Genomic DNA, 25,469 nt, shown 5'->3' with positions numbered 1-25,469 from the left:
CTCCCGCATCGAGGGGGACACCGGAAGGTGTCCCCCTCGGCATGCGCCCCGTCCGCCCCTCCCGCCCCGGAAGGCCCGCCATGTACCGCCTCTTCTTCGACCTGATCTTCAAGCGCATGGACCCCGAGAAGGCCCACCACCTGGCCTTCGCCTGGATCCGCGCCGCCGCCCGCGTACCCGTCCTGCGCACGCTCGTCGCCGCGGTCCTCGCCCCCCGCCACAAGGCGCTGCGCACCGAGGCCCTGGGCCTGCGCATGCACGGCCCGTTCGGCCTCGCCGCCGGCTTCGACAAGAACGCCGCCGCCATCGACGGCATGAGCATGCTCGGCTTCGACCACATCGAGATCGGCACCGTCACCGCCCAGCCGCAGCCCGGCAACCCCAAGAAGCGCCTCTTCCGCCTCGTCGCGGACCGCGCGCTCATCAACCGCATGGGCTTCAACAACGACGGCTCGGCGGCCGTCGCGGAGCGCCTGGCGGCCCGCGAGGCGATCTTCAGGACGACGGTCGGCGTCAACATCGGCAAGACCAAGGTCGTGCCGGAGGAGGAGGCCGTCGCCGACTACGTCACCTCCACCGAGCGCCTGGCCGCCCACGCCGACTACCTCGTCGTCAACGTCTCCTCGCCCAACACGCCCGGCCTGCGGAACCTGCAGGCCACCGAGGCGCTGCGCCCGCTGCTCGCCGCCGTCCGCGAGGCCGCCGACCGCACCGTCACCTCGCGCCGTGTGCCGCTGCTGGTCAAGATCGCCCCGGACCTGGCCGACGAGGACGTCGATGCCGTCGCCGACCTCGCCGTCGAGCTGGGCCTGGACGGCATCATCGCCACCAACACCACGATCGCCCGCGAGGGCCTGGGCCTGCGGACGCCGAAGCGCACCGTCGAGGCCATCGGGGCCGGCGGCCTGTCCGGCGCCCCCCTCAAGGAGCGCTCGCTGGAGGTCCTGAGCCGCCTGTACGCCCGTGTGGGCGACCGGATCACCCTGGTGGGTGTCGGGGGCATCGAGACCGCCGACGACGCCTGGGAGCGCATCCTGGCGGGCGCCACACTGGTCCAGGGCTACAGCGCCTTCATCTACGAGGGCCCGTTCTGGTGCAGGAAGATCCACAAGGGCCTGGCCGAGCACCTGGCCGCCAGCCCCTACGCCACCCTCGCCGAGGCCGTCGGCGCCGAGACCCGGAAGAAGGCAGCCGCATGACCTCCCCCGAGCCCTTCGGCGCCCGCCTGCGCCGCGCCATGGACGAGCGCGGTCCGCTGTGCGTCGGCATCGACCCGCACGCCTCCCTGCTCGCCGACTGGGGCCTGTCCGACGACATCGCGGGCCTGGAGCGCTTCACGTACACCGTCGTGGAGGCCCTGGCCGACCGGGTGGCCGTCCTCAAGCCGCAGTCGGCCTTCTTCGAGCGCTTCGGCTCGCGCGGCGTCGCCGTCCTGGAGCGGGCCGTGGCCGACTCCCGCGCCGCCGGCGCGCTCGTGCTGATGGACGCCAAGCGCGGCGACATCGGCTCGACCATGGCCGCGTACGCCGCGACCTACCTCGACCCCGCCTCCCCGCTGTTCTCCGACGCGGTCACCGTCAGCCCGTACCTGGGCTACGGCTCCCTGCGTCCGGCGCTGGACCTGGCGCGCGAGAGCGGCACCGGCGTCTTCGTCCTCGCGCTCACCTCCAACCCGGAGGGCGCCGAGGTGCAGCACGCGGTGCGGGCGGACGGCTCGAGCGTCGCGGCCACGATGCTGGACCACCTGCGGGCCGAGAACGCGGACGCCGCGCCCATGGGCTCGTACGGCGCCGTCGTCGGGGCCACGCTGAGTGACTCCCTGAGCGCCGCGGGTGCCGATCTGGCCATCAACGGCCCGCTGCTCGCCCCCGGCATCGGGGCCCAGGGCGCCACCGCCGCCGACCTGCCCAGGGTCTTCGGCGCGGCCGTGCGGGACGTTGTCCCGAATGTGAGCCGTGGAGTGCTCCGGCACGGGCCGGATACGGCCGCTCTGCGCGAGAGCGCGGCGCGTTTCGCCGCCGAGGTGCGCGAAGCGGTGGCCGGGTAGCGCGTCCCAGGCCGGAGGGAGCGGCGAGTTAACGCCAAACACCAAGGAAAATTGTCGGTCATTATGTCCGGAAAAGTCCGGGTCGATCGAGGCTGACCAGGACTTTTCGCTTGTTCTCGCTGACTGGAGCGGGATCGGCCGCTAGTCTCCGACGAGAGCGAACGTGCAAGCGCGTTGCTCGTTGCTCCGCAGGTGTGGGCCGACTAGGTTCCTCACCGGTCCGTATCCGACAGTTCGACATCCGAGGTGACGTAGGCGTGGCTCTTCCGCCCCTTACCCCTGAACAGCGCGCAGCCGCGCTCGAAAAGGCCGCCGCGGCTCGCCGGGCCCGCGCCGAGGTCAAGAATCGACTCAAGCACTCCGGCGCCTCCCTGCACGAGGTCATCGAGCAGGGCCAGAAGGACGACGTCATCGGCAAGATGAAGGTCAGCGCCCTCCTGGAGAGCCTGCCGGGCGTGGGCAAGGTCCGCGCCAAGCAGATCATGGAACGGCTCGGGATCTCCGAGAGCCGCCGGGTGCGCGGCCTCGGCTCGAACCAGATCGCTTCCCTGGAGCGCGAGTTCGGCGGCAAGGCCGCCTGACGGGCGGCCCGCGGGCCACCCGGCGGCGGCCCGGCGTTCCCAGGCACTCCCGGGAACCGGGATAATCGCTGCATGAGTACTGCAGTCTCCCGGGGGACGTCCCCCGTCCCTCCGGCCGGACAACCGCGGCTGACCGTGCTCTCCGGCCCCTCCGGGGTCGGTAAGAGCACGGTCGTCGCCCACATGCGCAAGGCCCACCCCGAGGTATGGCTCTCGGTCTCCGCCACCACCCGCAAGCCGCGTCCCGGCGAGCGGGAGGGGGTCCAGTACTTCTTCGTCGAGGACGAGGAATTCGACAAGCTGGTCGCCAACGGCGAACTGCTGGAGTGGGCCGAGTTCGCGGGCAACCGCTACGGCACTCCGCGCAAGGCCGTGCTCGACCGCCTGGAGGCGGGCGAGCCGGTCCTGCTGGAGATCGACCTCCAGGGCGCCCGGCAGGTCCGCGAGACCATGCCGGAGGCCCAGCTGGTCTTCCTCGCGCCGCCGAGCTGGGACGAGCTGGTCCGCCGGCTCACCGGCCGGGGGACCGAGTCGGCCGAGGTCATCGAGCGTCGGCTGAAGGTCGCCAAGGTCGAGCTGGCGGCGGAGTCGGAGTTCGACACCACGCTGGTCAACACCTCGGTCGAGGACGTCGCGCGCGAGCTGCTAGCCTTGCTGAGCTGAACATCTTTCTTCACCCCCCTTCGGAAGGCAGAGAGTGTCCTCTTCCATCACCGCGCCCGAGGGCATCATCAACCCGCCGATTGATGAGCTGCTCGAGGCGACCGACTCGAAGTACAGCCTGGTGATCTACGCCGCCAAGCGCGCGCGTCAGATCAACGCGTACTACTCGCAGCTCGGCGAGGGCCTGCTGGAGTACGTCGGCCCGCTGGTGGACACCCACGTCCACGAGAAGCCGCTCTCCATCGCGCTCCGCGAGATCAACGCGGGCCTGCTGACCTCCGAGGCCGTCGAGGCCCCGGCGCAGTAAGCGCAGTTTTTTCGGCATTTTTTCGGAGTTTCTTCGGAATTTCCGTCACCACGGGCCCGGCAGCGCCCCTGCCGGGCCTTTGGTGTGTCATAGACCCGTACACACGTGCGTGCGTACCGGGATCGTGGGGAGAAGCGAGAGCGATGGACAAGCCCAAGATCGTCCTGGGGGTCAGCGGCGGGATCGCCGCCTACAAGGCGTGCGAGCTGCTGCGCAGGCTCACCGAGTCGGGGCACGACGTACGGGTCGTACCGACCGAGTCGGCCCTGCACTTCGTCGGCGAGGCGACCTGGTCCGCGCTCTCCGGCCACCCCGCCGTCACCCAGGTGTGGGAGACCGTCCACGAGGTGCCGCACGTGCGGATCGGCCAGCAGGCCGACCTGGTCGTGGTGGCTCCCGCCACCGCCGACATGCTGGCCAAGGCCGCCCACGGCCTGGCCGACGACCTGCTGACGAACACCCTCCTGACCGCCCGCTGCCCGGTGGTCTTCGCGCCCGCCATGCACACCGAGATGTGGGAGAACGCGGCCACCCAGGAGAACGTGGCGACGCTGCGCCGCCGCGGCGCGGTCGTCCTCGAGCCCGCCGTCGGCCGGCTGACCGGCGTCGACACCGGCAAGGGGCGCTTCCCCGAGCCGGGCGAGATCTTCGAGGTCTGCCGCCGGGTGCTGGCCCGGGGCGCCCAGGCGCCCGACCTCGCGGGCCGGCACGTGGTCGTCAGCGCCGGCGGCACGCGCGAGCCCCTGGACCCCGTCCGGTACCTGGGCAACCGCTCCTCGGGCAAGCAGGGGTACGCCCTGGCCCGTACCGCCGTGGCCCGTGGGGCCAGGGTGACGCTTGTCGCAGCCAACAGCGAGCTGCCCGACCCCGCCGGCGTGGACGTGGTGCACGTGGGCACCGCCGTTCAACTGCGGGAGGCCGTGCTCAAGGCGGCGGCCGACGCGGACGCCGTGGTGATGGCCGCGGCCGTGGCCGACTTCCGGCCCGCCCGGTACGCCGAGGGCAAGATCAAGAAGCGGGACGGCCAGGAGCCCGAGCCGGTCGAGCTCGTGCGCAACCCGGACGTCCTCGCGGAGCTCTCCGCGGACCGCGCGCGCCCCGGCCAGATCGTCGTGGGCTTCGCAGCGGAGACCGACGACGTCCTCGCCAACGGCCGCGCCAAGCTCGCCCGCAAGGGCTGTGACCTGCTCGTCGTCAACGAGGTGGGGGAGCGCAGGACCTTCGGGTCCGAGGAGAACGAGGCGGTCGTCCTGGCCCCCGACGGCACCGAGACCCCGGTCCCGCACGGCCCCAAGGAGGCCCTCGCGGACACGGTCTGGGACCTGGTCTCCCCGCGCCTGACCTGACCCGCGCAAGGGGTGACCTGTCGTGTTCTCGTGACGGGAGTCACAGGGCGTGCCCCATGTCATGTGGGGCGGGATGTCCGAAGCCACAGAACGCCGGATAAACTGGCTCCGGATCCGGGTCGAGCGCAGCTCTCGGCAGGATCCGTCAAATGATCAGCCAGCAGCCGCTGCAACCCCAGGGAGCATTGTGTCCCGTCGCCTTTTCACCTCGGAGTCCGTGACCGAGGGGCACCCCGACAAGATCGCTGACCAGATCAGCGACTCCATTCTCGACGCCCTCCTCAAGGAGGACCCGACGTCCCGCGTCGCCGTCGAGACCCTGATCACCACCGGCCTGGTGCACGTGGCCGGCGAGGTGACCACCAAGGCGTACGCGCCGATCGCCTCCCTCGTGCGCAACAAGATCCTCGAGATCGGCTACGACTCGTCGAAGAAGGGCTTCGACGGCGCCTCCTGTGGCGTCTCGGTCTCCATCGGCGCCCAGTCCGCGGACATCGCGCAGGGTGTCGACACGGCCTACGAGTCGCGCGTCGAGGGCGACGAGGACGAGCTCGACAAGCAGGGCGCCGGCGACCAGGGCCTGATGTTCGGCTACGCCTGCGACGAGACCCCGAACCTGATGCCGCTGCCGATCGAGCTGGCGCACCGGCTCTCGCGCCGCCTGTCGGAGGTCCGCAAGAACGGGACCATCCCCTACCTGCGCCCCGACGGCAAGACCCAGGTCACCATCGAGTACGACGGCAACAAGGCCGTGCGCCTGGACACCGTCGTCGTCTCCTCCCAGCACGCCTCGGACATCGACCTGGACTCGCTGCTGGCGCCCGACATCCGCGAGTTCGTCGTCGAGCACGTCCTCAAGGAGCTCCTCGAGGACGGCATCAAGCTCGACACCGACGGCTACCGCCTCCTGGTGAACCCCACCGGCCGCTTCGAGATCGGCGGCCCGATGGGCGACGCCGGCCTCACCGGCCGCAAGATCATCATCGACACCTACGGCGGCATGGCCCGCCACGGCGGCGGCGCCTTCTCCGGCAAGGACCCGTCCAAGGTCGACCGCTCGGCCGCCTACGCCATGCGCTGGGTCGCCAAGAACGTCGTCGCCGCGGGCCTGGCCGCCCGCTGCGAGGTCCAGGTCGCCTACGCGATCGGCAAGGCCGAGCCGGTGGGCCTGTTCGTCGAGACCTTCGGCACCAACACGGTCGACACCGAGAAGATCGAGAACGCCATCGCCGAGGTCTTCGACCTCCGCCCGGCCGCGATCATCCGCGACCTCGACCTGCTCCGCCCGATCTACGCCCAGACCGCGGCCTACGGCCACTTCGGCCGTGAGCTCCCCGACTTCACCTGGGAGCGCACCGACCGCGTCGAGGCCCTGAAGAAGGCCGCGGGCCTGTAGGCCCGGCCGTCCGGCTTCCGAAGGCGCCCCCGCTTCGAGCGGGGGCGCCTTTCGTCGTCATCCGCCGTCCGTGCCGGCTGTCAGTGCCCTCTGGTAGGACTGGAGCCGTGAGCAGCGAGAACGGGCGGTCCGAGCGGGAGGCTCCCGAGGTGGAGCAGCTCGCGCTCATCCGGGAGAGCGTGCGCAAGGCCAAGGTGCCGCGGGCCAAGCCGCGGACGTGGCGGGGGGCGGCGCTGGCGGCGGAGCTGCCGGTGGCGCGGGTGCTGGTGGACAAGGGGCCGGTGCATCTGGACCGGCTGTGGGACTACGCCGTGCCCGCCGAGCTGGACGCCGACGCCCGGCCGGGGACGCGGGTGCGGGTGCGGTTCGGGGCGGGTGCGCGCAATGTGCGCGGGGGACGGCGCGAGGGGGGCGGGCTGCTCGACGGGTTCATCGTGGAGCGGGTCGCCGAGTCCGACTACCAGGGGCCGCTGGCCGCCATCGCCCAGGTGCTCTCGCCCGAGCCCGTGCTCGGCCCGGCGCTGCTGGGACTGTGCCGGTCCGTCGCCGACCGCTACGCCGGCTCGCTGGCGGACGTGCTGCAGCTGGCGGTGCCGCCCCGGCACGCCCGGATCGAGGCCGAGCCCTCGCCCGAGCCGCTGCCGCCGCCCGCCGTGCCGGAGGCGGGCAGCTGGGCGCGGTATCCGGCCGGGCCCGCCTATCTGGACGCCGTCGCCCGGGGCGACTGCCCGCGGGCGGTGTGGACCGCGCTCCCCGGCCCGCACTGGGCGGCCGAGCTGGCCCGGGCGGCCGCGGCCGCGCTGGCCTCGGGGCGCGGCGCGCTCGTCGTGGTGCCGGACGGCCGGACCGCCGCCCGTGTCGACGCGGCGCTGACCGCGCTGCTCGGCGAGGGACGGCATGTGCTGCTGACCGCCGACACGGGTCCCGAGGAGCGGTACCGCCGCTGGCTGGCGGTCAGCCGGGGCGCCGTGCGGGCGGTGGTCGGCACCCGGGCCGCGATGTTCGCGCCCGTCCGGGACCTGGGGCTCGCCGCCATCTGGGACGACGGCGACTCCAGTCACAGCGAGCCGCACGCGCCCCAGCCGCACGCCCGCGAGGTGCTGCTGTCGCGCGCCGCGCACGAGAAGGCGGCGTTCCTGCTGGGCGGCTTCGGCTGCACCGTGGAGGCGGCCCAGCTGGTCGACACGGGCTGGGCCCTGCCGCTGGCCGCCGACCGGGAGCGGCTGCGGGCGCTCGCGCCCCGCGTGCGCACGGTGGGGGAGGCCGACGAGGCGCGGGACGCGGCCGCGCGTGCCGCCCGGCTGCCCACGGTCGCCTGGGAGGCCGCCCGCGAGGGGCTCAAGCACGGACCGGTGCTGGTGCAGGTCCCGCGCCGGGGGTACGTACCCCGCCTGGCCTGCGAGCGGTGCCGGGAGCCGGCCCGCTGCGTGCGGTGCGCGGGGCCGCTGGAGGCCCGGGGCGAGGGCGGGGCGCTGCACTGCGGCTGGTGCGGCGAGGAGGCCCGCGACTGGCACTGCGGCGAGTGCGGCGGCTTCCGGCTGCGCGCACAGGTGGTGGGGGCTCGGCGGACGGCCGAGGAGCTGGGGCGGGCGTTCCCGGCCGTGCCGGTACGGACCTCGGGGCGCGACCACGTCCTGGACACCGTTCCCGGCCGGCCCGCGCTGGTGGTCTCCACGCCCGGCGCCGAGCCCGTCGCCGAGGGCGGCTACGCGGCCGCCCTGCTGCTGGACGGCTGGGCCCTGCTGGGCCGCCCGGACCTGCGGTCGGGAGAGGAGGCGCTGCGCCGCTGGCTGGGGGCGGCGGCGCTGGTGCGCGGCGCGGAGGCGGGCGGCACGGTGGTGGTCGTGGCCGATCCGACGCTGCGGCCCGTCCAGGCGCTGGTCCGCTGGGATCCCGCCGGGCACGCGGTGCGCGAGCTGGCCGACCGGGCCGAGCTGGGCTTCCCGCCGGTGTCCCGGATGGCGGCCGTCTCCGGGCCGCCGGCCGCCGTCGCGGAGCTGATCGGGATGGCGGACCTGCCGGACGGGGCCGAGGTGCTCGGCCCCGTGCCTCTGCCGGAGCCCCTGCCGGGCCGGCCGCGGCGGGCGGGGGATCCTCCACCGGGGGAGCGGTGGGAGCGCGCGCTGATCCGGGTGCGCCCGGGCCAGGGCGCGGCGCTCGCCACCGGGCTCAAGGCCGCCCAGGCGATACGGCTGGCTCGCCGCGACGGCGAGCCGGTGCGGCTGCGGGTGGATCCGCCGGACATCGGGTGACGCGATCCCGTCAGGGGTGCGGGCCGGCCCGCCGGGTGCGTGCCTGGGGGCCGAGGACCGTCGCTCAGCGGCGCCGTCCCCGGTGCCGGGCGGCGGCTCAGCCGTTGCGCGGGCCGGGGAAGGCGGAGGCGGGGCGGGGCTCCTCGCGGTGCACGGGGGCACCGGGGCTGGTGCGGGCGGCCGGGACGACGGGGACGGTGGCGGGTTCCGCCGTGCGGACGGACTCGGCCGGCTCGGGCGTGCCCTGCGCGCCCGAGCGGCGGGCGCCGTAGCGGCGGTGCACCGCCTGCTTGGTGACGCCGAGCGCCGAACCCACCGCGTCCCACGAGAAGCCCAGCGAGCGGTCGAAGTCCACCGCCGCGGTGACCAGCGTCTCGACGCTGTCCCGCAGCTCCTGCGCCAGCCGGACCGTCGGCGCGGGGGCGCGTCCGTAGACGACGAAGCCCGCCGACGGGCCGGTGCGGCGTGGGCGGTAGACATTGCCCAGCTGAGCGGTGAGAGTGCGCAGCGCGTCCACCTGACGGCGGACCCTCTCGATGTCCCGGACCAGGAGATGCAGGCTGGCCCGTGCCTGGGCGTCGTGGGTTGCGTGGTCGGGCATGAACAAGCCTCTCGGACCGGCGGTGAAGGGGACGGAAAAGGACGCAAGTTGACGCGTGGACAACCAACGCGGGGGAAGCGGGCCGCTGTTGCGGCCCGGTTCGGTCAATCTCTCTTGACCCAACGCGCCACAGGCCGCTGGGTCACGGTATGGGGGCGTACATCCGCCGGAATGGGGCGCGCGTCATCCCGCACGCCCCCTGAGGGCGTGGCCCCTCTAGACTTGGCCGTTGCCCCGCGAGAGAGGTTGTTCGCCACCCATGAGGCTCGTCTTCGCCGGTACCCCCGAGGTCGCCGTACCCGCCCTCGACGCCCTGATCGCCTCGGACCGTCACGAGGTCGTCGCCGTCGTCACCCGGCCCGACGCGCCCGCCGGGCGCGGCCGCCGGCTGGTCGCCAGTCCCGTCGCCGAGCGCGCCGAAGAAGCGGGGATCGAGGTGCTCAAGCCCGCCCGGCCACGTGACGAGGACTTCCTCGCCCGGCTCCGCGAGATCGCCCCCGACTGCTGTCCGGTCGTCGCCTACGGTGCCCTGCTGCCCAAGGCCGCGCTGGAGATCCCCGCCCACGGCTGGGTGAACCTGCACTTCTCGCTGCTGCCCGCCTGGCGCGGTGCCGCCCCCGTGCAGCACGCGATCCTCGCCGGTGACGAGGTCACCGGCGCCTCCACCTTCCAGATCGAGGAGGGCCTGGACTCCGGGCCCGTCTACGGTGTGCTGACCGAGCTGGTGCGCCCCACCGACACCAGCGGCGACCTGCTGACGCGCCTCGCCTTCGCCGGGTCCGGGCTGCTCGCCGCGACCATGGACGGCATCGAGGACGGCACCCTCGAGGCCGTGCCGCAGCCCGCCGACGGCATCTCGCTCGCCCCGAAGATCAGCGTCGAGGACGCCCGCGTCGACTGGGCCGCGCCCGCCCTGCGCGTGGACCGCGTCGTGCGCGGCTGCGCCCCGGCCCCGGGCGCCTGGACCACCTTCCGCGGCGAGCGCCTCAAGCTGATGTCGCTGGACCTGACGCCGGACCGCGGTGACCTCGCCCCCGGCGAGATGGCCGTCGCCAAGAGCTCCGTGCACGTCGGCACCGGCTCGCACGCGGTGCGGCTGCAGTGGGTGCAGCCGCAGGGCAAGAAGCCGATGCAGGCGGCGGACTGGGCCCGCGGTGTCCGCATTTCCGCAGGCGAGCGGCTCGGCGTGGCGGAACGGGCGTAGTCTGGAGCCCTTCGCCGTCACAGCTCCGGAGCACCTTTCGTGAACGATCAGGCCCCTCGCAAGCGCCCCGCAAAGCCCTACCGCCGGCCCAAGAAGGACCCGGTACGGATGCTCGCCTTCGAGGCGCTGCGGGCCGTGGACGAGCGGGACGCGTACGCGAACCTCGTGCTGCCGCCGCTGCTGCGCAAGGCCCGCGAGAAGGAGGGCTTCGAGACGCGCGACGCCGCGCTCGCCACGGAGCTGGTCTACGGCACGCTGCGCCGGCAGGGCACCTACGACGCGATCATCGCCTCGTGCGTCGACCGGCCGCTGCGCGAGGTCGACCCGCCGGTGCTGGACGTGCTCAGCCTGGGCGCCCACCAGCTGCTCGGCACCCGGATCCCCTCGCACGCGGCCGTCTCGGCCAGCGTCGAGCTGGCCCGGGTGGTGCTCGGCGACGGGCGGGCGAAGTTCGTCAACGCGGTGCTGCGCAAGATCGCCGCCCATGACCTGGACGGCTGGCTGGAGCGGGTCGCGCCGCCCTACGAGGACGACCCCGAGGCCCACCTGGCCATCGTCCACTCCCACCCGCGCTGGATCGTCTCGGCGCTGTGGGACGCGCTCGGCGGCGGCCGGGCGGGCATCGAGGACCTGCTCGAGGCGGACAACGAACGCCCCGAGGTCACCCTCGTCGCCCGCCCCGGGCGGTCGACGCCCGAGGAACTGCTGGCGGCGGTGGGGGAGGACTCCGGCCTGCCCGGCCGCTGGTCGCCGTACGCCGTCCGGCTCGCCGAGGGCGGCGAGCCCGGCGCGCTGGAGGCGGTGCGCGAGGGCCGCGCGGGCGTGCAGGACGAGGGCAGTCAGCTCGTGGCCCTCGCCCTGGCCGACGTCCCGCTGGACGGGCCGGACGAGCGCTGGCTGGACGGCTGCGCCGGCCCCGGCGGCAAGGCGGCCCTGCTCGGCGCGCTCGCCGCGCAGCGCGGCGCCGCCCTGCTGGCGTCCGAGAAGCAGCCGCACCGCGCCCGCCTGGTCGAGCGCGCGCTGGCCGGCAACCCCGGCCCGTACCAGGTCATCGCCGCCGACGGCACGCGCCCGCCGTGGCGCGAGGGCTGCTTCGACCGGGTCCTGGTCGACGTGCCCTGTACGGGCCTGGGCGCCCTGCGCCGCCGCCCCGAGGCCCGCTGGCGCCGCCGTCCCGAGGACGTGTCCGGTTTCGCCCCCCTGCAGCGCGACCTGCTGCGCGAGGCGCTGCGCGCCGTGCGCGTCGGCGGCGTCGTCGGCTACGCCACGTGCTCGCCGCACCCGGCGGAGACCAAGGCGGTCGTCGACGACGTGCTCAAGCGCGAGGGCGTGAGCGCCGAGTGGATCGACGCCCGCCCGTACATGCAGGGCGTCCCGGTCCTGGGCGACGGCCCCGACGTGCAGCTGTGGCCCCACCTGCACGGCACGGACGCCATGTACCTGGCGCTGCTGCGACGCACGGCGTGAGCCGTGCCGGGCGGCCGGCGTCCGGTGGCGGGGGCCTCGCGGCCCCTCCCGTGTCACCGCCGCCCACGCGGCATGGCAGGCTTGGGGGCATGGCCGCGCAGATCAATCCCAGCATCCTGTCCGCTGACTTCGCCCGTCTCGCCGAGGAGGCGGAGGCCGTCAAGGGCGCCGACTGGCTTCACGTCGACGTCATGGACAACCACTTCGTGCCCAACCTCACGCTCGGCATGCCGATCGTGGAGTCGCTGCTCAAGGCCACGGACACGCCGCTGGACTGCCACCTGATGATCGAGGACCCGGACCGCTGGGCCCCGCAGTACGCCGAGGCGGGCGCGGGGTCGGTCACCTTCCACGCGGAGGCGGCCGCCGCCCCCGTGCGGCTCGCGCGGGAGATCCGGCGCCAGGGGGCCCGGGCGTCGATGGCGCTCAAGCCCGCGACGCCGATCGAGCCGTTCGAGGACCTGCTGCCCGAGCTGGACATGCTGCTCATCATGACCGTCGAGCCCGGCTTCGGCGGCCAGGCGTTCCTCGACATCATGCTGCCCAAGATCCGCCGTACCCGGGAGCTGATCTCGCGGCACAACCTGCAGCTGTGGCTCCAGGTCGACGGTGGGGTCTCCGAGTCCACCATCGAGCGGTGCGCCGAGGCCGGAGCGGACGTCTTCGTGGCCGGATCCGCCGTCTACGGTATGGACGACCCGGCGGCGGCCGTACGCTCGCTGCGCGCGCAGGCGGAGCGGGCCACCGCCGGAGCACCCTGGGCCTGCGCGCACTGACCGCCCGGCCGCTCGCCCGAATTGCTGAGGGCGAAGGTCAAGGCCTGATCAAGGACCGTCGTATCTGACAGGATGACGGTCGAGTCCACAACTCCAGAGCTCTCCCCGGGACAGCTCTTGAACACATAGTGAGGAGACCGCGGTGTCGACGGGCCGTTCAGCCACGCCTATGGGGCCCGCCGAGCTGGTGCAGGCGGCGGCGATGGCGCGCCGCTTCTACCTCGAGGGCAAGTCGAAGATCCAGATCGCCGAGGAGTTCGGCGTGAGCCGCTTCAAGGTCGCCCGGGTGCTGGAGACGGCACTGGAGCGCGATCTGGTGCGGATCGAGATCCGGGTGCCGGCGGAGCTGGACGCGGAGCGCTCCGACGCGCTGCGCGCCCGCTACGGCCTGCGGCACGCGGTCGTCGTGGAGTCCCCGGCCGACGCGGCCGACGACGCGCCCGACCCCGAGAACCTCGGCGAGGTGGCAGCTGACCTGCTCGGCGAGCTGGTCCACGAGGGCGACGTGCTCGGCCTCGCCTGGGGCCGCTCCACCATCCACATGGCCGCGGCCCTGCACCGGCTGCCGCCGTGCACGGTCGTCCAGCTCACCGGCGTCTACGACGCCGGCACCGCCGAGCGCGGCTCGGTGGAGGCAGTCCGCCGGGCGGCCCAGGTCTCGGGCGGCGAAGCCCACCCCATCTACGCCCCCATGCTGCTGCCCGACTCCGCCACCGCCGCGGCGCTGCGCGGCCAGACGGGCATCGCCAGGGCCTTCGACTACTTCGACAAGGTCACCGTCGCCGCGGTCTCCATCGGCTCGTGGGAGCCGGGCATCTCGACCGTCTACGACATGCTCACCGAGGAGGAGCGGGCGCACTACGCCTCCCTCGGCGCCGCGGCCGAGATGTCCGCGCACCTCTTCGACGCCGAGGGCCGGCGCATCGGCCGTGACCTGGGCGAGCGCTGCATCACGGTCGAGGCCGACCGGCTGCGCCGTATACCGGAGGTCGTCGCGATCGCCGGCGGGCAGCGCAAGGCGGCGGCGATCGGGGCGGTGCTGCGGTCCGGCCTGGTGACCAGCCTGGTCACGGACACGGCGGCGGCCGACTATCTGCTGCTGGAGACCGGCCCCGGTCCCCGCCCGGCGCTGGACCGTGCGGACCCGGACGGCTCGTAGCGGCACGTTCGTTCCACGATGTGAGGGCGGCTCCCCCGGGATCATTCCGGGGGAGCCGCCCTCGTCGCGTAGGGGGACCGGACGTAAGGGGGCCGGATGTACGGGCCGGACGTAGGGGGGAACCGGAGGGGAACAACTGTTTTGAGCCAGCGCTATTTTGCCAATCATTGACACTCTATTGGCGAGAGCTTTACCGTCGGATCTCGCGGCGCGGGGGCGCACCCGAGCCGCGCACTTCCCACCTTTCGGAGGTCCGTCATGGAACAGCTCATCAAGAAGATGGCCCAGGACACGGTCTGGCAGGGCTGGGTCGCCGCCAACTCGGCGAGCGCCGCCGCCAAGGCCGGCTGCATCAGCGCCGCCCCCAAGGCCGGCTGCATCAGCGCGGCGCCCAAGGCCGGTTGTATCTCGTAACGCCCGGTGCTCCACGCCTCGGAGCGGGCGCCGCGGACCGCCTCCGCACACCGGCCGCCCGCTCCGGGGCATCGCCCCGGGGTCCTCGCCCCGGGGTTCTCGTTGTCCGAGCTCACCTTGGGGGTGGCAGTGAACGGTCAGCCGGCCGCGGACGTCGTCGATCTGATCAGGGATGTGCCGATCTACCGGACCTCGATCGAGCGGGGCCACTTCCCGATCCTGGAGAAACCCGAGATAGCCCGCGGCTTCCCCGACAACTGGATGACGCCCGCCCTCGCCGCGGCGCTCGAGGGGGGCGAGGCGGAATTCGTGCTCTCCACGGGCACCAACCACGCCCGCATGCAGATCATCCGGCCCCCGTACTTCCTGCTCGACTCCTACTACCGGCTGTGGAGCGAGCACCCCGACATCCACGACACCTGGGACGAGGGATGCCGGCGCGTCTCCCTCACCACGGTGCTGGCCACCGAGCACGTGGCCCGCGTCAACGCGAAGAAGCGCGGGGCGGATCCGTCGCCCGTGCCCACGCCGGACGAGCGCCGGCTCGACGCCCGTACCGCCTACCTCAATCTCCGGCTGGACCCGGCGCTGTGGGAGCGCGAGGACGTCGAGCGCATGCTCGGCGAGATCAGGGCGGCCGCCGCGGCGCATCCCCGGGGCCGGTACCACCTCGACTGCTCCGGTTACCACCTGGCGCATCTGGCGCACAAGGTCGGCGAGTGGGGCCTGTGGGACGCCTTCCCGGCGCCCGCCAGCATCATCCACGCCTACGAGTACACGCCGGTGAACGTCCGCCGCTACCTGGGCCGGCACTTCGCCTGCCCCGTCGTCGACCTCTTCGGCAGCACGGAGCTCGGCTACCTCTACTACAGCGACCGCCACGGCCGGTACCGGCCCTACCTCGACAAGATGAGCGTCGAACTGATCCCCGTCGCCCCCGGCAGCGAGATCTTCGGCCTCATCGTCACCAGCGTCCGCAACCCGCACATGCCGCTGATCCGCTACCGCTCGGGGGACTGCGCGCGCACGCTGGACGGCACCCCGGACCCGGCCCGCATCTCCCGCTTCTGCGGCCGGGAGAAGGAGCTGCTGGACACGCCGCGCGGGCCCGTCGCCCAGGCCGACCTCGACGACCGCATCGCCGACGCCTGCCACCGGGTCTTCCTCCACCGCCTCCACGTGGACGGCGGCGACCGGGCCCGGCTGCTCGTCACCACCTTCGACGGCGCCCCCCTCGACGCGGCCGAGGCCGCGGCCCTCGCGGAGAGCGCCGGCGACCTGACCGGCCGTCACTGCGGCGTCGAGCACGTCCCGCACATCCCCGTCGGGGCGTCCGGGAAGTACGCCTGGCTGGTGAAGGACCTGTGACCCCCCGGACGGAAGAAGCCATGAACCGACAGCCCCACGTCCGCGCCGACGACCTCACGGCCCTCCTCGGCGCGTCGCTCCACGAGGAGGTGGTGCGGTACTTCGAGCGGTCCACCGGGGCGGACCGCGCCCACGTCGAGCGCCAGGTCCTCGAATGCCTGCGGTACCTCCACCTCGTCTCCCGCCACCGCGAGCGGCTCGGCGGCCTGTTCCTGCCCGTGGAGCAGGAGATCGACGAGATATGGCACTACCTCATCCTGCAGACGCGCGAATACCGCGCGCTGTGCGAGGAGAGGCTGCCCGGCCGGTTCTTCATAGAGCACCGCAGCATCGCCTACGAGGAGTACGAGCGGGAGCCGGGCCGGGAGCAGGCGGCCGAGGAGGCCCTGCGCTGGATCCCGTTGTACTGCCGGGAGTTCGGCCCGTTCGACGAGGGGGCGCTGCCGCACTGGACGATCGTGCGCTTCCTGCACGAGCGGATGGAGATGACGCTGGAGGACATCTCGGCGCTCGAACCGCTGGGCTCATGAGCGCCGGCACCTCCGAAGTCCGGGGAGCGGCAGCGGACTTCGCACACGACGAGCCCCCCGAGCAGCGGCGGATCCTGACCGTCCTGGTGCTCGCCCAGCTGCTCAGCGGCGCGGGGCTGGCGGCGGGGATCACCGTCGGCGCGCTGCTCGGCGAGGAGATGCTGGGCTCCACCGGCCTCGCCGGCGTGCCCAGCGCCCTGTTCACCGCGGGCGCCGCCTTCGGGGCCGTCGGCGTGGGCCGGCTCTGCCAGCGGTGGGGCCGTCGCCCCGGGCTCGCCGTCGGCTACGCGACCGGCGCGGTCGGCAGCCTCGGGGTCGTCGCGGCGGCCGCCCTCGACAACGTGCCGCTGTTGTTCCTCTCGCTCCTGGTCTACGGGGCAGGGACCGCCACCAACCTGCTGGCCCGGTACGCGGGCGTGGACGTGGCCGCGCCCGCACGCCGGGGCCGGGCCGCGGGCCTGGTCCTGTTCGCCACCACGCTCGGCGCGGTCATCGGCCCCACCCTGGTGACGGTCACGGGCGAGGTGGCGCACGACTGGGGCATCCCCCGCCTCGCCGGGCCGTTCCTGCTGGCGGTGGGGGCCTTCGCGGCGGCCACCGTCATCCTGGGGGTGTTCCTGCGCCCCGATCCGCTGCGGCTGGCCCGCGAGCGGGCCGCCGGCGCGGCGCCGCCCCCGGCCCCGGGCGAGGGGCGGAGCGCCCCGGCCGGGCGGGGGCACGCGCGCGGCGTCGCCACCGGCACGGCGGTCATGATCCTCAGCCAGCTCGCGATGATCGCGATCATGACGATGACGCCCGTCCATATGCGGGCGCACGGCCATGACACCCAGGCCGCCGGGCTCGTCATCGCCCTCCACGTGGGGGCCATGTTCCTGCCCTCGCCCCTGACCGGCTACCTCGTCGACCGCCTCGGCCGGGTGCGCGTCGCCCTCGCCGCCGGCGTCACTCTGCTCGCCGCCGGGCTCCTCGCGGCCCTGGCCCCGCCGCACTCGACGGCCGCGCTCGCGGTGGCGCTCGTCGTGCTGGGCCTCGGCTGGAACCTCGGCTTCGTCAGCGGCACCGCCATCGTCACCGACTCCGTGCCGCTGGCCACCCGCGCCTCGACGCAGGGCCTGGTGGACGTCGGCATCTCGCTGGCCGGCGCGACCGGCGGGATGGCATCGGGCCTGGTCGTCGCGCACGGCGGCTTCCCCGTGCTGGCCGCGGGCGGGGGAGTCCTCGCGCTCGCGATCCTGCCCGTCATCGCCCTGATGAGCCGGCCGTCACGTCCCCTTGGCGAAAGCCACAAACGTCCTCCCGGCGACTCTGGGAGAAGTCACAGAATGTGACTCATATTGGCCAGAACCCAGGAGCATCATGGATGATGGGTCCAGGAACCTCAGCCCGATCCGGCGCTGGTTCGGAGCTGACTCCCCACCCGCTTAGTCATCAAAACCGCAGGTGAGAGAGCCAGTATGCGTTTCCTTAACGATCAGAAGCCGCCGTACGACCTGACGTACGACGATGTGTTCATGGTGCCGAGCCGCTCCGCGGTCGGTTCCCGTCAGGGTGTGGACCTCTCCGCACCGGACGGCACGGGCACGACCATCCCGCTCGTCGTCGCCAACATGACCGCGATCGCCGGCCGCCGCATGGCCGAGACGATGGCCCGCCGCGGTGGCCTCGTGGTCATCCCCCAGGACATCCCGATCGAGGTCGTCACCGACGTCATCTCCTGGGTCAAGAGCCGCCACCTGGTGCTCGACACCCCCATCGTCCTCGCGCCGACCCAGACCGTCGCCGACGCGCTGTCGCTGCTGCCCAAGCGGGCCCACGGCGCCGGTGTGGTCGTCGACGACCAGCACCGCCCCGTCGGCGTCGTCACCGAGCACGACCTGACCGGCGTGGACCGCTTCACCCAGCTGTCCGAGGTCATGTCCACCGAGCTGCTGCTCCTGGACGCCGACATCGACCCGCGCGAGGCCTTCAACACGCTCGACGCCGCCCACCGCAAGCTGGCGCCCGCCGTCGACAAGGACGGCAAGCTGGCCGGCATCCTCACCCGCAAGGGCGCCCTGCGCGCCACGCTCTACACCCCCGCCACCGACGCGGACGGCAAGCTGCGCATCGCCGCCGCCGTCGGCATCAACGGCGACGTGGCCGGCAAGGCCAAGGCGCTGCTGGCGGCCGGTGCGGACACGATCGTCGTGGACACCGCGCACGGTCACCAGGAGTCGATGATCGCCGCGATCAAGGCCGTCCGGGCGCTCGACCCGCAGGTCCCGATCGTCGCGGGCAACATCGTCGCCGCCGAGGGCGTGCGCGACCTCATCGAGGCCGGCGCGGACATCATCAAGGTCGGTGTGGGCCCCGGCGCCATGTGCACCACCCGCATGATGACCGGCGTGGGCCGCCCGCAGTTCTCCGCGGTGCTCGAGTGCGCCGCCGAGGCCAAGAAGTACGGCAAGCACGTGTGGGCCGACGGTGGCGTCCGTCACCCGCGCGACGTCGCCATGGCCCTCGCGGCCGGCGCGTCCAACGTCATGGTCGGCTCCTGGTTCGCGGGCACCTACGAGTCCCCGGGCGACCTGCAGCAGACCGCCGACGGCCGGCTCTACAAGGAGTCCTTCGGCATGGCCTCCGCCCGTGCCGTGCGCAACCGCACCTCGGAGGAGTCCGCCTACGACCGGGCCCGCAAGGGTCTGTTCGAGGAGGGCATCTCCACCTCCCGCATGTTCCTCGACCCGGCCCGCCCGGGCGTCGAGGACCTGATCGACTCGATCATCGCGGGCGTCCGCTCCTCCTGCACCTACGCGGGCGCGGGCTCCCTCGAGGAGTTCGCCGAGCGTGCCGTCGTCGGCGTCCAGAGCGCCGCCGGCTACGCCGAGGGCAAGCCGCTGCACGCCAGCTGGCAGTAGATCTCCACCTGGCGGTAAGCCTCCCGGGCACCCGAAAGGGGCGCGATCCGATTCCGGATCGCGCCCCTTTTTCGCGCTCGATGTACCGATTCATAACGCGACGAGCAACGATCACCCGTTTCGACTCCCCGGACGCAATGATCCACCGGGCATACGCAAGAATGGTGCATTACGAGCGCGGCCCCTCACCTCGTAGGGTCTGCGCAGAACGTGGAGTGGCGGGTACCGCTTGCTCGGCGGTACCCCTCGCTACGGGTTTGCTCTGCCATGCCGGCGCGCCCTGGGTACCGCCGTCGGCCGTCGCTCCCGACCGGATCCCCCCGACCGGCAGTGATTGAACGGAGCGACCCCTGTGGGAGCGACCCCAGTGTTGGACAAAGGCGCAGCCTCAGCCGCCATCGGCGACGACCGGCGTGCCCCGCTGCCGACCACCGGCTTCGGCGCGCGCCTGATGCGCCGCAAGCCCGTCGAGCGCCTGGTCGCCGAGGGCGGCCAGGGCGAGGGCGGCAACCTGCGCCGCTCGCTCGGCATGTGGCAGCTGACGATGATCAGCATCGGCGCGACCCTGGGCACCGGCATCTTCGTCGTCCTGGGCTCGGCGGTGCCCAAGGCCGGCCCCGCAGTGGTGATCTCCTTCGTCATCGCCGGTCTCACCGCGCTCTTCTCGGCCCTGTCGTACGCCGAGCTCGCCGGCACCATTCCGGTCTCCGGCTCCTCGTACTCGTACGCCTACGCCACCCTGGGCGAGATCGTCGCCTGGGTCTGCGGCTGGTGCCTGATCCTTGAGTACGGCGTCTCCGTCGCGGCCGTCGCCGTCGGCTGGGGCCAGTACCTCAACGAGCTCCTCGAGGGCACCATCGGCGTCACCATCCCCACGTGGATGGCCAACCCGCCCGGCGTGGACGGCGGCGTCTTCAACCTGCCGGCCCTGCTCGTCGTGCTCCTGTGCATGGCGTTCCTGCTCGGCGGTGCCAAGGAGAGCGCCCGCGCCAACGCCATCATGGTCGGCGTGAAGATCGTGGCCCTGCTGCTCTTCTGCGCCGTCGCCTTCACCGGCATCCGGGCCGGCAACTACAGCCCGTTCATGCCGCTCGGCCTCGGCGGCGTCAGCGCCGCGGGCGCCACGCTCTTCTTCTCGTACATCGGCTTCGACGCCGCCTCCACCGCGGGCGAGGAGGCCAAGGACCCCAAGCGGGACCTGCCCAAGGCCATCATGCTCTCGCTGCTGATCGTCACCGCGCTGTACGTGCTGGTCGCGGCGATCGCGGTCGGCGCCATGCCGTGGGACAAGTTCGAGGGCTCCGAGGCCGCGCTCGCCGGCATCATGAAGGACGTCACGGGCCACGGCTACTGGGCCGTCCTCCTGGCCGCCGGCGCCGTCATCGCCATCGCCAGCGTCGTGCTGACCGTGCTCTACGGCCAGACCCGCATCCTCTTCGCCATGTCCCGCGACGGTCTGGTCCCCAAGTCCTTCGCCAAGGTCACCAAGAAGGGCGTGCCGCTCGCCAACACCGTGATCGTCTCGCTCTTCTGCGGCGTCCTGGCCGCGGCCGTCCCGCTCGCCAAGCTCGCCGACGCCACCAGCATCGGTACGCTCTTCGCCTTCGCGCTGGTCAACGTCGCCGTCATCGTGCTGCGGTTCACCCGCCCCACCATGAACCGCACCTTCCGGGTACCGCTTTCGGGTGTGCGTGTTCCCTTCGGCGACACCACGGTGCCGCTGGCCCCGGTCTTCCCCGCCATCGGCTTCGGTCTGTGCGTCTACATGATGTTCAAGCTGGACGTCGTGACCTGGGAGGTCTTCGGCGGCTGGATGCTCCTCGGCCTGGTGATCTACTTCGCCTACGGCATGCGCAGCTCCCGCCTGGCCCGTGAGGCCACGGGCGAGCAGGTCACGGCCGAGGCCGCCCCGGAGGCGGAGGCCGCCCAGAAGGCGCCCGAGGCCGCCGTGAAGGCGTCCGAGGCCCCCGCCAAGGCGTCCGTGGCCGCCAAGAAGGCGACCCAGGCTCCCGCGAAGGCGGAGAAGGCTCCGGCGAGCCCCCGCAAGGCCGCCGGCAAGGCGCCCGCGAAGGCCCGGAAGACTTCTGTGAAGAAGTGATCTTCGCCCGCCGCGCCCTATGATCCCTGGCTGCCGGGTCCGCTCCTCGCGGACCTGGCAGCCATTCGGGCATTCGACGGCCCCGGCCCGGCCGACCGGGGCGCGGAAGGGATCACATTCCGATGAGCAGCCCCCACCTCCTGCTGACCGGCGACCGCCTCGCCCTGGGCATGCCCCGCGACGCGATGCTCGCCGAATATCACAAATGGGAATCCGACCCCGGCACGATCCTCGGCCGGGGCAGCCGTTTCCCCCAGGCCTGGGAGGCCCACGCCGAGGAGTGGGACCGCCAGCTCGACGACCGCGACCACGCCCGGTTCGAGATCGTCCGACTGAAGGACAAGCAGGCCATCGGCCTGACCGCGCTGCGCGTCGACCCCAGGGAACGCAGGGCCGAGTTCACGATCTTCCTGGCCCCGCACCAGCGCGGCAAGCGCTTCGCGGAGGAGGCCACCCGGCTCACCCTGGACTGGGGCTTCCACCTGGCGGGCCTGCGGGCCGTCTGGCTGAAGGTCCTCGAGCCCAACCGGGCCGGGATCACCGCCTTCGAGAAGGCCGGTTTCCGGCCCACCGGCCGCTTCCGCAAGTCGGGCCACTGGCTGGGCCAGTACGTCGACGAAGTGCTGATGGACGCCCTGGTCGAGGACTTCCCCGGACCCTCCGCCATGTGCACCGCACTGGGCACCTGACGTCCGGTATGCGCACCCGCCGGGCGGGACCACTCCCGGGCGCGTGATCTACTGCTGGTAACGACAGCAGGTTCCCGTAGAAATGTGATCCACCCGCCGTGCGATTGAATGAGCTCGACGAACGCATCGTGCATGCCCTGGCCGAGGACGCCAGGCGCTCCTACGCCGACATCGGAGCGGAGGTCGGCCTGTCGGCCCCCGCCGTCAAACGGCGCGTGGACAGGCTGCGCGCCGAGGGGGCCATCACGGGATTCACCGTCCGGGTGGACCCCGCGGCGCTCGGCTGGGAGACCGAGGGCTTCATCGAGCTCTACTGCCGCCGCAACACCTCGCCCGAGGCGATCCACCGCGGACTCAGCCGCTACCCGGAGGTGGCGTCCGCCTCCACCGTCACGGGCGAGGCCGACGCCATCGTCCAGATCTTCGCCTCCGACATGCGTCACTTCGAGCGGGTGCTGGAGCGCATCGCCGGCGAGCCCTTCGTGGAGCGCACCAAGTCGGTGCTGGTGCTCTCGCCGCTGCTGCGCCGCTTCAGCTCCGGCGCGCCGTCCTGACCGCTCCCCGCGTGGCGGTCGGACCGGCGGTCAGCCCCGCGGCAGCGGCTGCGGCTCCCACCGCGCCACCTGGAAGTCCCCGGTCTCCACGATCTCGTACGGAGCGGAGCTAAGGCACTTCGGCACCTCCTTCATGCCGACCGGGTCGTTGGTGGCCGCCCGGTGTCGCCGGAGTGGCGGTACATCTTGGCGGAGCCCGCCGCGGGCGCGTCGGGCCGCCGGACGATCACCGCTCAGCCGTACGGCGGGCCGCCGGACGATCACCCTCGCCCGTACGGCGGGCAGCGCGTGCGACCCCGGCTGTACGGGCCCCGGTCCCGGCCCGTGGAACGCCGCGCAACGAATCGCCGCACCAGGCCCGGAACGCGCAACGTTTTTGCCGTCGTCGCGCAACGTCCATGCCTTGTCCAGGTCAGAGCCGGAACCGTACCGTCGAGACGTTTACACGAAAGTGTGTTTGACCCGGCTCCGCCTAATGGACCCACCGCGAAAACCCACCGCGAAAGAGGACGCATGACGCCGCTGCGCATCGCGCTGTACCAAGGCCCCAGCGGCGTTCCCGCGTCCACCGCCGACAGCCTGGCCGCGCTGGCCGACGCCGCCCGCCGGGCCGCGGCCGCCGGAGCCCGGCTGCTGCTCACCAACGAGCTGTACCTGACCGGCTATGCCCTCGGGCCCGCCGTCCGCGACCTCGCCGAGCCCGCCGACGGCCCCGCCGCGCGGGCGGTCGCCGCGATCGCCGCGGAGCACGGCCTGGCCGTCGGTTTCGGCTATCCCGAGCGCGACGGCGAAGCGGTCTTCAACTCGCTGCAGATCGTCGGCCCCGACGGCGGTCTCCTCGCGAACTATCGCAAGGCCCACCTCTTCGGCGACTACGAGACGACCTTCTTCACCCCTGGTGACCAGGCCGTCGTCCAGGCGGACCTCGACGGCATCCGCCTGGGCCTGCTGATCTGCTACGACGTGGAGTTCCCCGAGGCCGTGCGCGCCCATGCGCTGGCCGGGACGGAGCTGCTGCTCGTGCCCACCGCCCTGATGCGCCCGTACGAGATCGTTCCGCAGACGATCGTGCCGGCCCGGGCGTGGGAGAGCCAGCTCTACATCGCGTATGCCAACCGCTGCGGCGACGAGGGCGACTTCACCTTCGCCGGGCTGTCCTGCCTCGCCGCCCCCGACGGGACCGTACGGGCCCGGGCTGGCGCCGGCGAGGACCTGATCGTCGCCGACGTGGACCCGGGGCTGCTGAAGGCCTCGCGCGCGGAGAACACCTACCTGAGCGACCGCCGCCCCGAGCTCTACGGCTCGCTCACCTAGACCACGGGCCCTGCCCGCCCCCTGCCCCACCCCCTTGCCAGTAGGAGAGTCCAGCCGATGACGTCCACGGTGCCCACCGCCGTCCACGACGAGCACGAGCAGGCGCAGCCCGTCGAGCCGCCGATCACCATGTTCGGCCCGGACTTCCCCTTCGCCTATGACGACTTCCTCGCCCACCCGGCGGGCCTCGGCCAGATCCCGGCCACCGAGCACGGCACCGAGGTCGCCGTCATCGGCGGCGGTCTGTCGGGCATCATCGCGGCGTACGAGCTGATGAAGATGGGCCTCAAGCCCGTCGTCTACGAGGCCGACCAGATCGGTGGCCGCCTGCGCACCGTCGGCTTCGAGGGCTGCGACGAGGAGCTGACCGCGGAGATGGGCGCGATGCGCTTCCCGCCGTCCTCCACCGCCTTCCAGCACTACATCGACCTGGTGGGCCTGGAGACCAAGCCGTTCCCCAACCCGCTCGCGCCCGAGACCCCCTCCACGGTCGTCGACCTCAAGGGCGAGTCGCACTACGCCGAGACGGTCGAGGACCTGCCGCAGGTCTACCGTGACGTGGCCCAGGCGTGGAACGCCTGCCTGGAGGAGGGCGCCGACTTCTCCGACATGAACCGCGCCATGCGCGAGCGCGACGTGCCGCGCATCCGGGAGATCTGGGCGAAGCTGGTCGAGAAGCTGGACAACCAGACCTTCTACGGCTTCCTCTGCGAGTCCGAGGCCTTCAAGTCCTTCCGGCACCGCGAGATCTTCGGCCAGGTCGGCTTCGGCACCGGCGGCTGGGACACCGACTTCCCCAACTCCATCCTGGAGATCCTGCGCGTCGTCTACACCGAGGCCGACGACCACCACCGCGGCATCGTCGGCGGCAGCCAGCAGCTTCCGCTGCGGCTGTGGGACCGCGAGCCCGCGAAGATCGTCCACTGGGCGCCGGGCACCTCGCTGTCCTCGCTGCACGGCGGCACCCCCCGCCCGGCCGTCACCCGTCTGCACCGCACGGCCGGCAACCGCATCACCGTCACCGACGCGAGCGGCGACATCCGCACCTTCAAGGCGGCCATCTTCACGGCGCAGTCCTGGATGCTGCTGTCGAAGATCTCCTGCGACGACTCGCTCTTCCCCATCGACCACTGGACGGCGATGGAGCGGACGCACTACATGGAGTCGTCCAAGCTCTTCGTGCCGGTGGACCGGCCGTTCTGGCTGGACAAGGACGAGGAGACCGGCCGGGACGTCATGTCGATGACGCTCACCGACCGCATGACGCGCGGCACCTACCTGCTGGACAACGGTCCGGACAAGCCGGCCGTCATCTGCCTCTCCTACACCTGGTGCGACGACAGCCTCAAGTGGCTGCCGCTGTCGGCGAACGAGCGCCTGGAGGTCATGCTCAAGTCGCTCGGCGAGATCTACCCCAAGGTCGACATCCGCAAGCACATCATCGGCAACCCGGTGACGGTCTCGTGGGAGAACGAGCCCTACTTCATGGGTGCGTTCAAGGCCAACCTGCCGGGTCACTACCGCTACCAGCGACGCCTGTACACCCACTTCATGCAGGACCGTCTGCCCGAGGACAAGCGCGGCATCTTCCTCGCGGGTGACGACATCTCCTGGACGGCCGGCTGGGCCGAGGGCGCCGTCCAGACCGCGCTGAACGCGGTGTGGGGCGTCATGCACCAGTTCGGCGGCGCCACGGACGCCACCAACCCCGGCCCGGGCGACGTCTTCGACGAGATCGCGCCCGTCGAGCTGCCGGAGGACTGAGGCACGGGGCCGGTGCGGGGAGGTCCGTCCCCGCACCGGCCG

The 25,469-nt window shown here is 72.6% G+C and carries 23 protein-coding genes; 22 read left to right on the top strand and 1 reads right to left on the bottom strand.

The features are described 5' to 3' along the window. Positions 1–80: 80 nt before the first annotated feature. The 8 genes from AB4K12_RS24145 to AB4K12_RS24110 all read left to right on the top strand — a co-directional run bounded on the left by AB4K12_RS24145 (position 81) and on the right by AB4K12_RS24110 (position 8,592). Positions 81–1,199 carry a quinone-dependent dihydroorotate dehydrogenase gene (locus AB4K12_RS24145; RefSeq protein WP_368436525.1) on the top strand — a complete coding sequence of 373 codons (1,119 nt, stop codon included), beginning with the start codon at positions 81–83 and terminating at the stop codon, positions 1,197–1,199. Beyond that, positions 1,196–2,047 (top strand): orotidine-5'-phosphate decarboxylase, encoded by an 852-nt coding sequence (pyrF, locus tag AB4K12_RS24140; protein WP_086566692.1) that lies wholly within the window; start codon positions 1,196–1,198, stop codon positions 2,045–2,047. Before AB4K12_RS24145 ends, pyrF begins: the two co-directional genes overlap by 4 nt. A 257-nt stretch (positions 2,048–2,304) precedes the next feature. Beyond that, the gene (locus AB4K12_RS24135; protein WP_086566690.1) at positions 2,305–2,628 is read left to right on the top strand and encodes an integration host factor; all 324 of its coding nucleotides are present in this window, start codon (positions 2,305–2,307) and stop codon (positions 2,626–2,628) included. Between the two features lie 72 nt (positions 2,629–2,700). After that, positions 2,701–3,291, top strand: a complete 591-nt coding sequence (gene gmk / locus AB4K12_RS24130; protein ID WP_368436177.1) for a guanylate kinase — start codon at positions 2,701–2,703, stop codon at positions 3,289–3,291. Between the two features lie 34 nt (positions 3,292–3,325). Continuing rightward, entirely contained in the window at positions 3,326–3,598 is a 273-nt protein-coding gene (gene rpoZ, locus AB4K12_RS24125; RefSeq protein WP_030360466.1) for a DNA-directed RNA polymerase subunit omega, read from the top strand. Positions 3,599–3,741: 143 nt separating this feature from the next. Further along, positions 3,742–4,944, top strand: coding sequence for a bifunctional phosphopantothenoylcysteine decarboxylase/phosphopantothenate--cysteine ligase CoaBC (gene coaBC / locus AB4K12_RS24120; protein WP_362259596.1), 1,203 nt, complete (start codon positions 3,742–3,744; stop codon positions 4,942–4,944). A gap of 187 nt (positions 4,945–5,131) precedes the next feature. Further along, complete coding sequence (metK, locus tag AB4K12_RS24115) at positions 5,132–6,340, top strand: methionine adenosyltransferase (protein ID WP_362259599.1); 1,209 nt, start codon at positions 5,132–5,134, stop codon at positions 6,338–6,340. A 107-nt stretch (positions 6,341–6,447) separates the two neighbouring features. Beyond that, a complete protein-coding gene (locus AB4K12_RS24110; protein WP_368436176.1) occupies positions 6,448–8,592 on the top strand; it encodes a primosomal protein N' in 2,145 nt (714 codons plus the stop codon). A 97-nt stretch (positions 8,593–8,689) separates the two neighbouring features. Here AB4K12_RS24110 and AB4K12_RS24105 read toward each other — a convergent pair whose 3' ends face one another. Continuing rightward, positions 8,690–9,193, bottom strand: a complete 504-nt coding sequence (locus AB4K12_RS24105) for a hypothetical protein (protein ID WP_368436175.1) — start codon at positions 9,191–9,193, stop codon at positions 8,690–8,692. Positions 9,194–9,452: 259 nt separating this feature from the next. Between AB4K12_RS24105 and fmt the strand changes: the two genes are divergently transcribed. The 14 genes from fmt (at position 9,453) to AB4K12_RS24035 (ending at position 25,427) form a co-directional block, all read left to right on the top strand. After that, positions 9,453–10,397, top strand: coding sequence for a methionyl-tRNA formyltransferase (gene fmt, locus AB4K12_RS24100; RefSeq protein ID WP_368436174.1), 945 nt, complete (start codon positions 9,453–9,455; stop codon positions 10,395–10,397). Positions 10,398–10,436: 39 nt separating this feature from the next. Then, positions 10,437–11,864: an RsmB/NOP family class I SAM-dependent RNA methyltransferase gene (locus AB4K12_RS24095; protein ID WP_368436173.1), complete on the top strand. Its 1,428-nt coding sequence runs from the start codon at positions 10,437–10,439 to the stop codon at positions 11,862–11,864. Positions 11,865–11,953: 89 nt separating this feature from the next. Further along, complete coding sequence (gene rpe / locus AB4K12_RS24090) at positions 11,954–12,640, top strand: ribulose-phosphate 3-epimerase (RefSeq protein ID WP_362259609.1); 687 nt, start codon at positions 11,954–11,956, stop codon at positions 12,638–12,640. A 169-nt stretch (positions 12,641–12,809) separates the two neighbouring features. Next, positions 12,810–13,799: a sugar-binding transcriptional regulator gene (locus tag AB4K12_RS24085; RefSeq protein WP_179199007.1), complete on the top strand. Its 990-nt coding sequence runs from the start codon at positions 12,810–12,812 to the stop codon at positions 13,797–13,799. Positions 13,800–14,057: 258 nt separating this feature from the next. Beyond that, positions 14,058–14,213, top strand: a complete 156-nt coding sequence (locus AB4K12_RS24080; protein WP_368436172.1) for a hypothetical protein — start codon at positions 14,058–14,060, stop codon at positions 14,211–14,213. 129 nt (positions 14,214–14,342) lie between these two features. Next, entirely contained in the window at positions 14,343–15,581 is a 1,239-nt protein-coding gene (locus tag AB4K12_RS24075; RefSeq protein WP_368436523.1) for a hypothetical protein, read from the top strand. A 20-nt stretch (positions 15,582–15,601) separates the two neighbouring features. Then, on the top strand, positions 15,602–16,111 hold the full coding sequence (locus tag AB4K12_RS24070) for a hypothetical protein (protein WP_368436171.1): 510 nt from the start codon (positions 15,602–15,604) through the stop codon (positions 16,109–16,111). Next, on the top strand, positions 16,108–17,439 hold the full coding sequence (locus AB4K12_RS24065) for an MFS transporter (protein WP_368436170.1): 1,332 nt from the start codon (positions 16,108–16,110) through the stop codon (positions 17,437–17,439). Before AB4K12_RS24070 ends, AB4K12_RS24065 begins: the two co-directional genes overlap by 4 nt. Before the next feature lie 126 nt (positions 17,440–17,565). Beyond that, positions 17,566–19,008: a GuaB1 family IMP dehydrogenase-related protein gene (locus tag AB4K12_RS24060; protein ID WP_086572784.1), complete on the top strand. Its 1,443-nt coding sequence runs from the start codon at positions 17,566–17,568 to the stop codon at positions 19,006–19,008. Positions 19,009–19,375: 367 nt separating this feature from the next. Next, positions 19,376–21,106 carry an amino acid permease gene (locus AB4K12_RS24055; protein WP_368436169.1) on the top strand — a complete coding sequence of 577 codons (1,731 nt, stop codon included), beginning with the start codon at positions 19,376–19,378 and terminating at the stop codon, positions 21,104–21,106. A 122-nt stretch (positions 21,107–21,228) separates the two neighbouring features. Then, positions 21,229–21,795 (top strand): GNAT family N-acetyltransferase, encoded by a 567-nt coding sequence (locus AB4K12_RS24050; protein ID WP_368436168.1) that lies wholly within the window; start codon positions 21,229–21,231, stop codon positions 21,793–21,795. A gap of 98 nt (positions 21,796–21,893) precedes the next feature. Beyond that, positions 21,894–22,349: an Lrp/AsnC family transcriptional regulator gene (locus AB4K12_RS24045; protein WP_086572781.1), complete on the top strand. Its 456-nt coding sequence runs from the start codon at positions 21,894–21,896 to the stop codon at positions 22,347–22,349. A 513-nt stretch (positions 22,350–22,862) separates the two neighbouring features. Continuing rightward, positions 22,863–23,663, top strand: coding sequence for a carbon-nitrogen hydrolase family protein (locus tag AB4K12_RS24040; protein WP_368436167.1), 801 nt, complete (start codon positions 22,863–22,865; stop codon positions 23,661–23,663). A gap of 57 nt (positions 23,664–23,720) precedes the next feature. Then, a complete protein-coding gene (locus tag AB4K12_RS24035; RefSeq protein ID WP_368436166.1) occupies positions 23,721–25,427 on the top strand; it encodes a flavin monoamine oxidase family protein in 1,707 nt (568 codons plus the stop codon). Positions 25,428–25,469: the final 42 nt, after the last annotated feature.

Origin of the sequence: Streptomyces sp. C36 (genome assembly GCF_040932295.1) — a bacterium.
Classification (GTDB): Bacteria; Actinomycetota; Actinomycetes; order Streptomycetales; family Streptomycetaceae; genus Streptomyces; species Streptomyces triculaminicus.
This window is presented reverse-complemented; position numbering and strand designations above follow the sequence as displayed.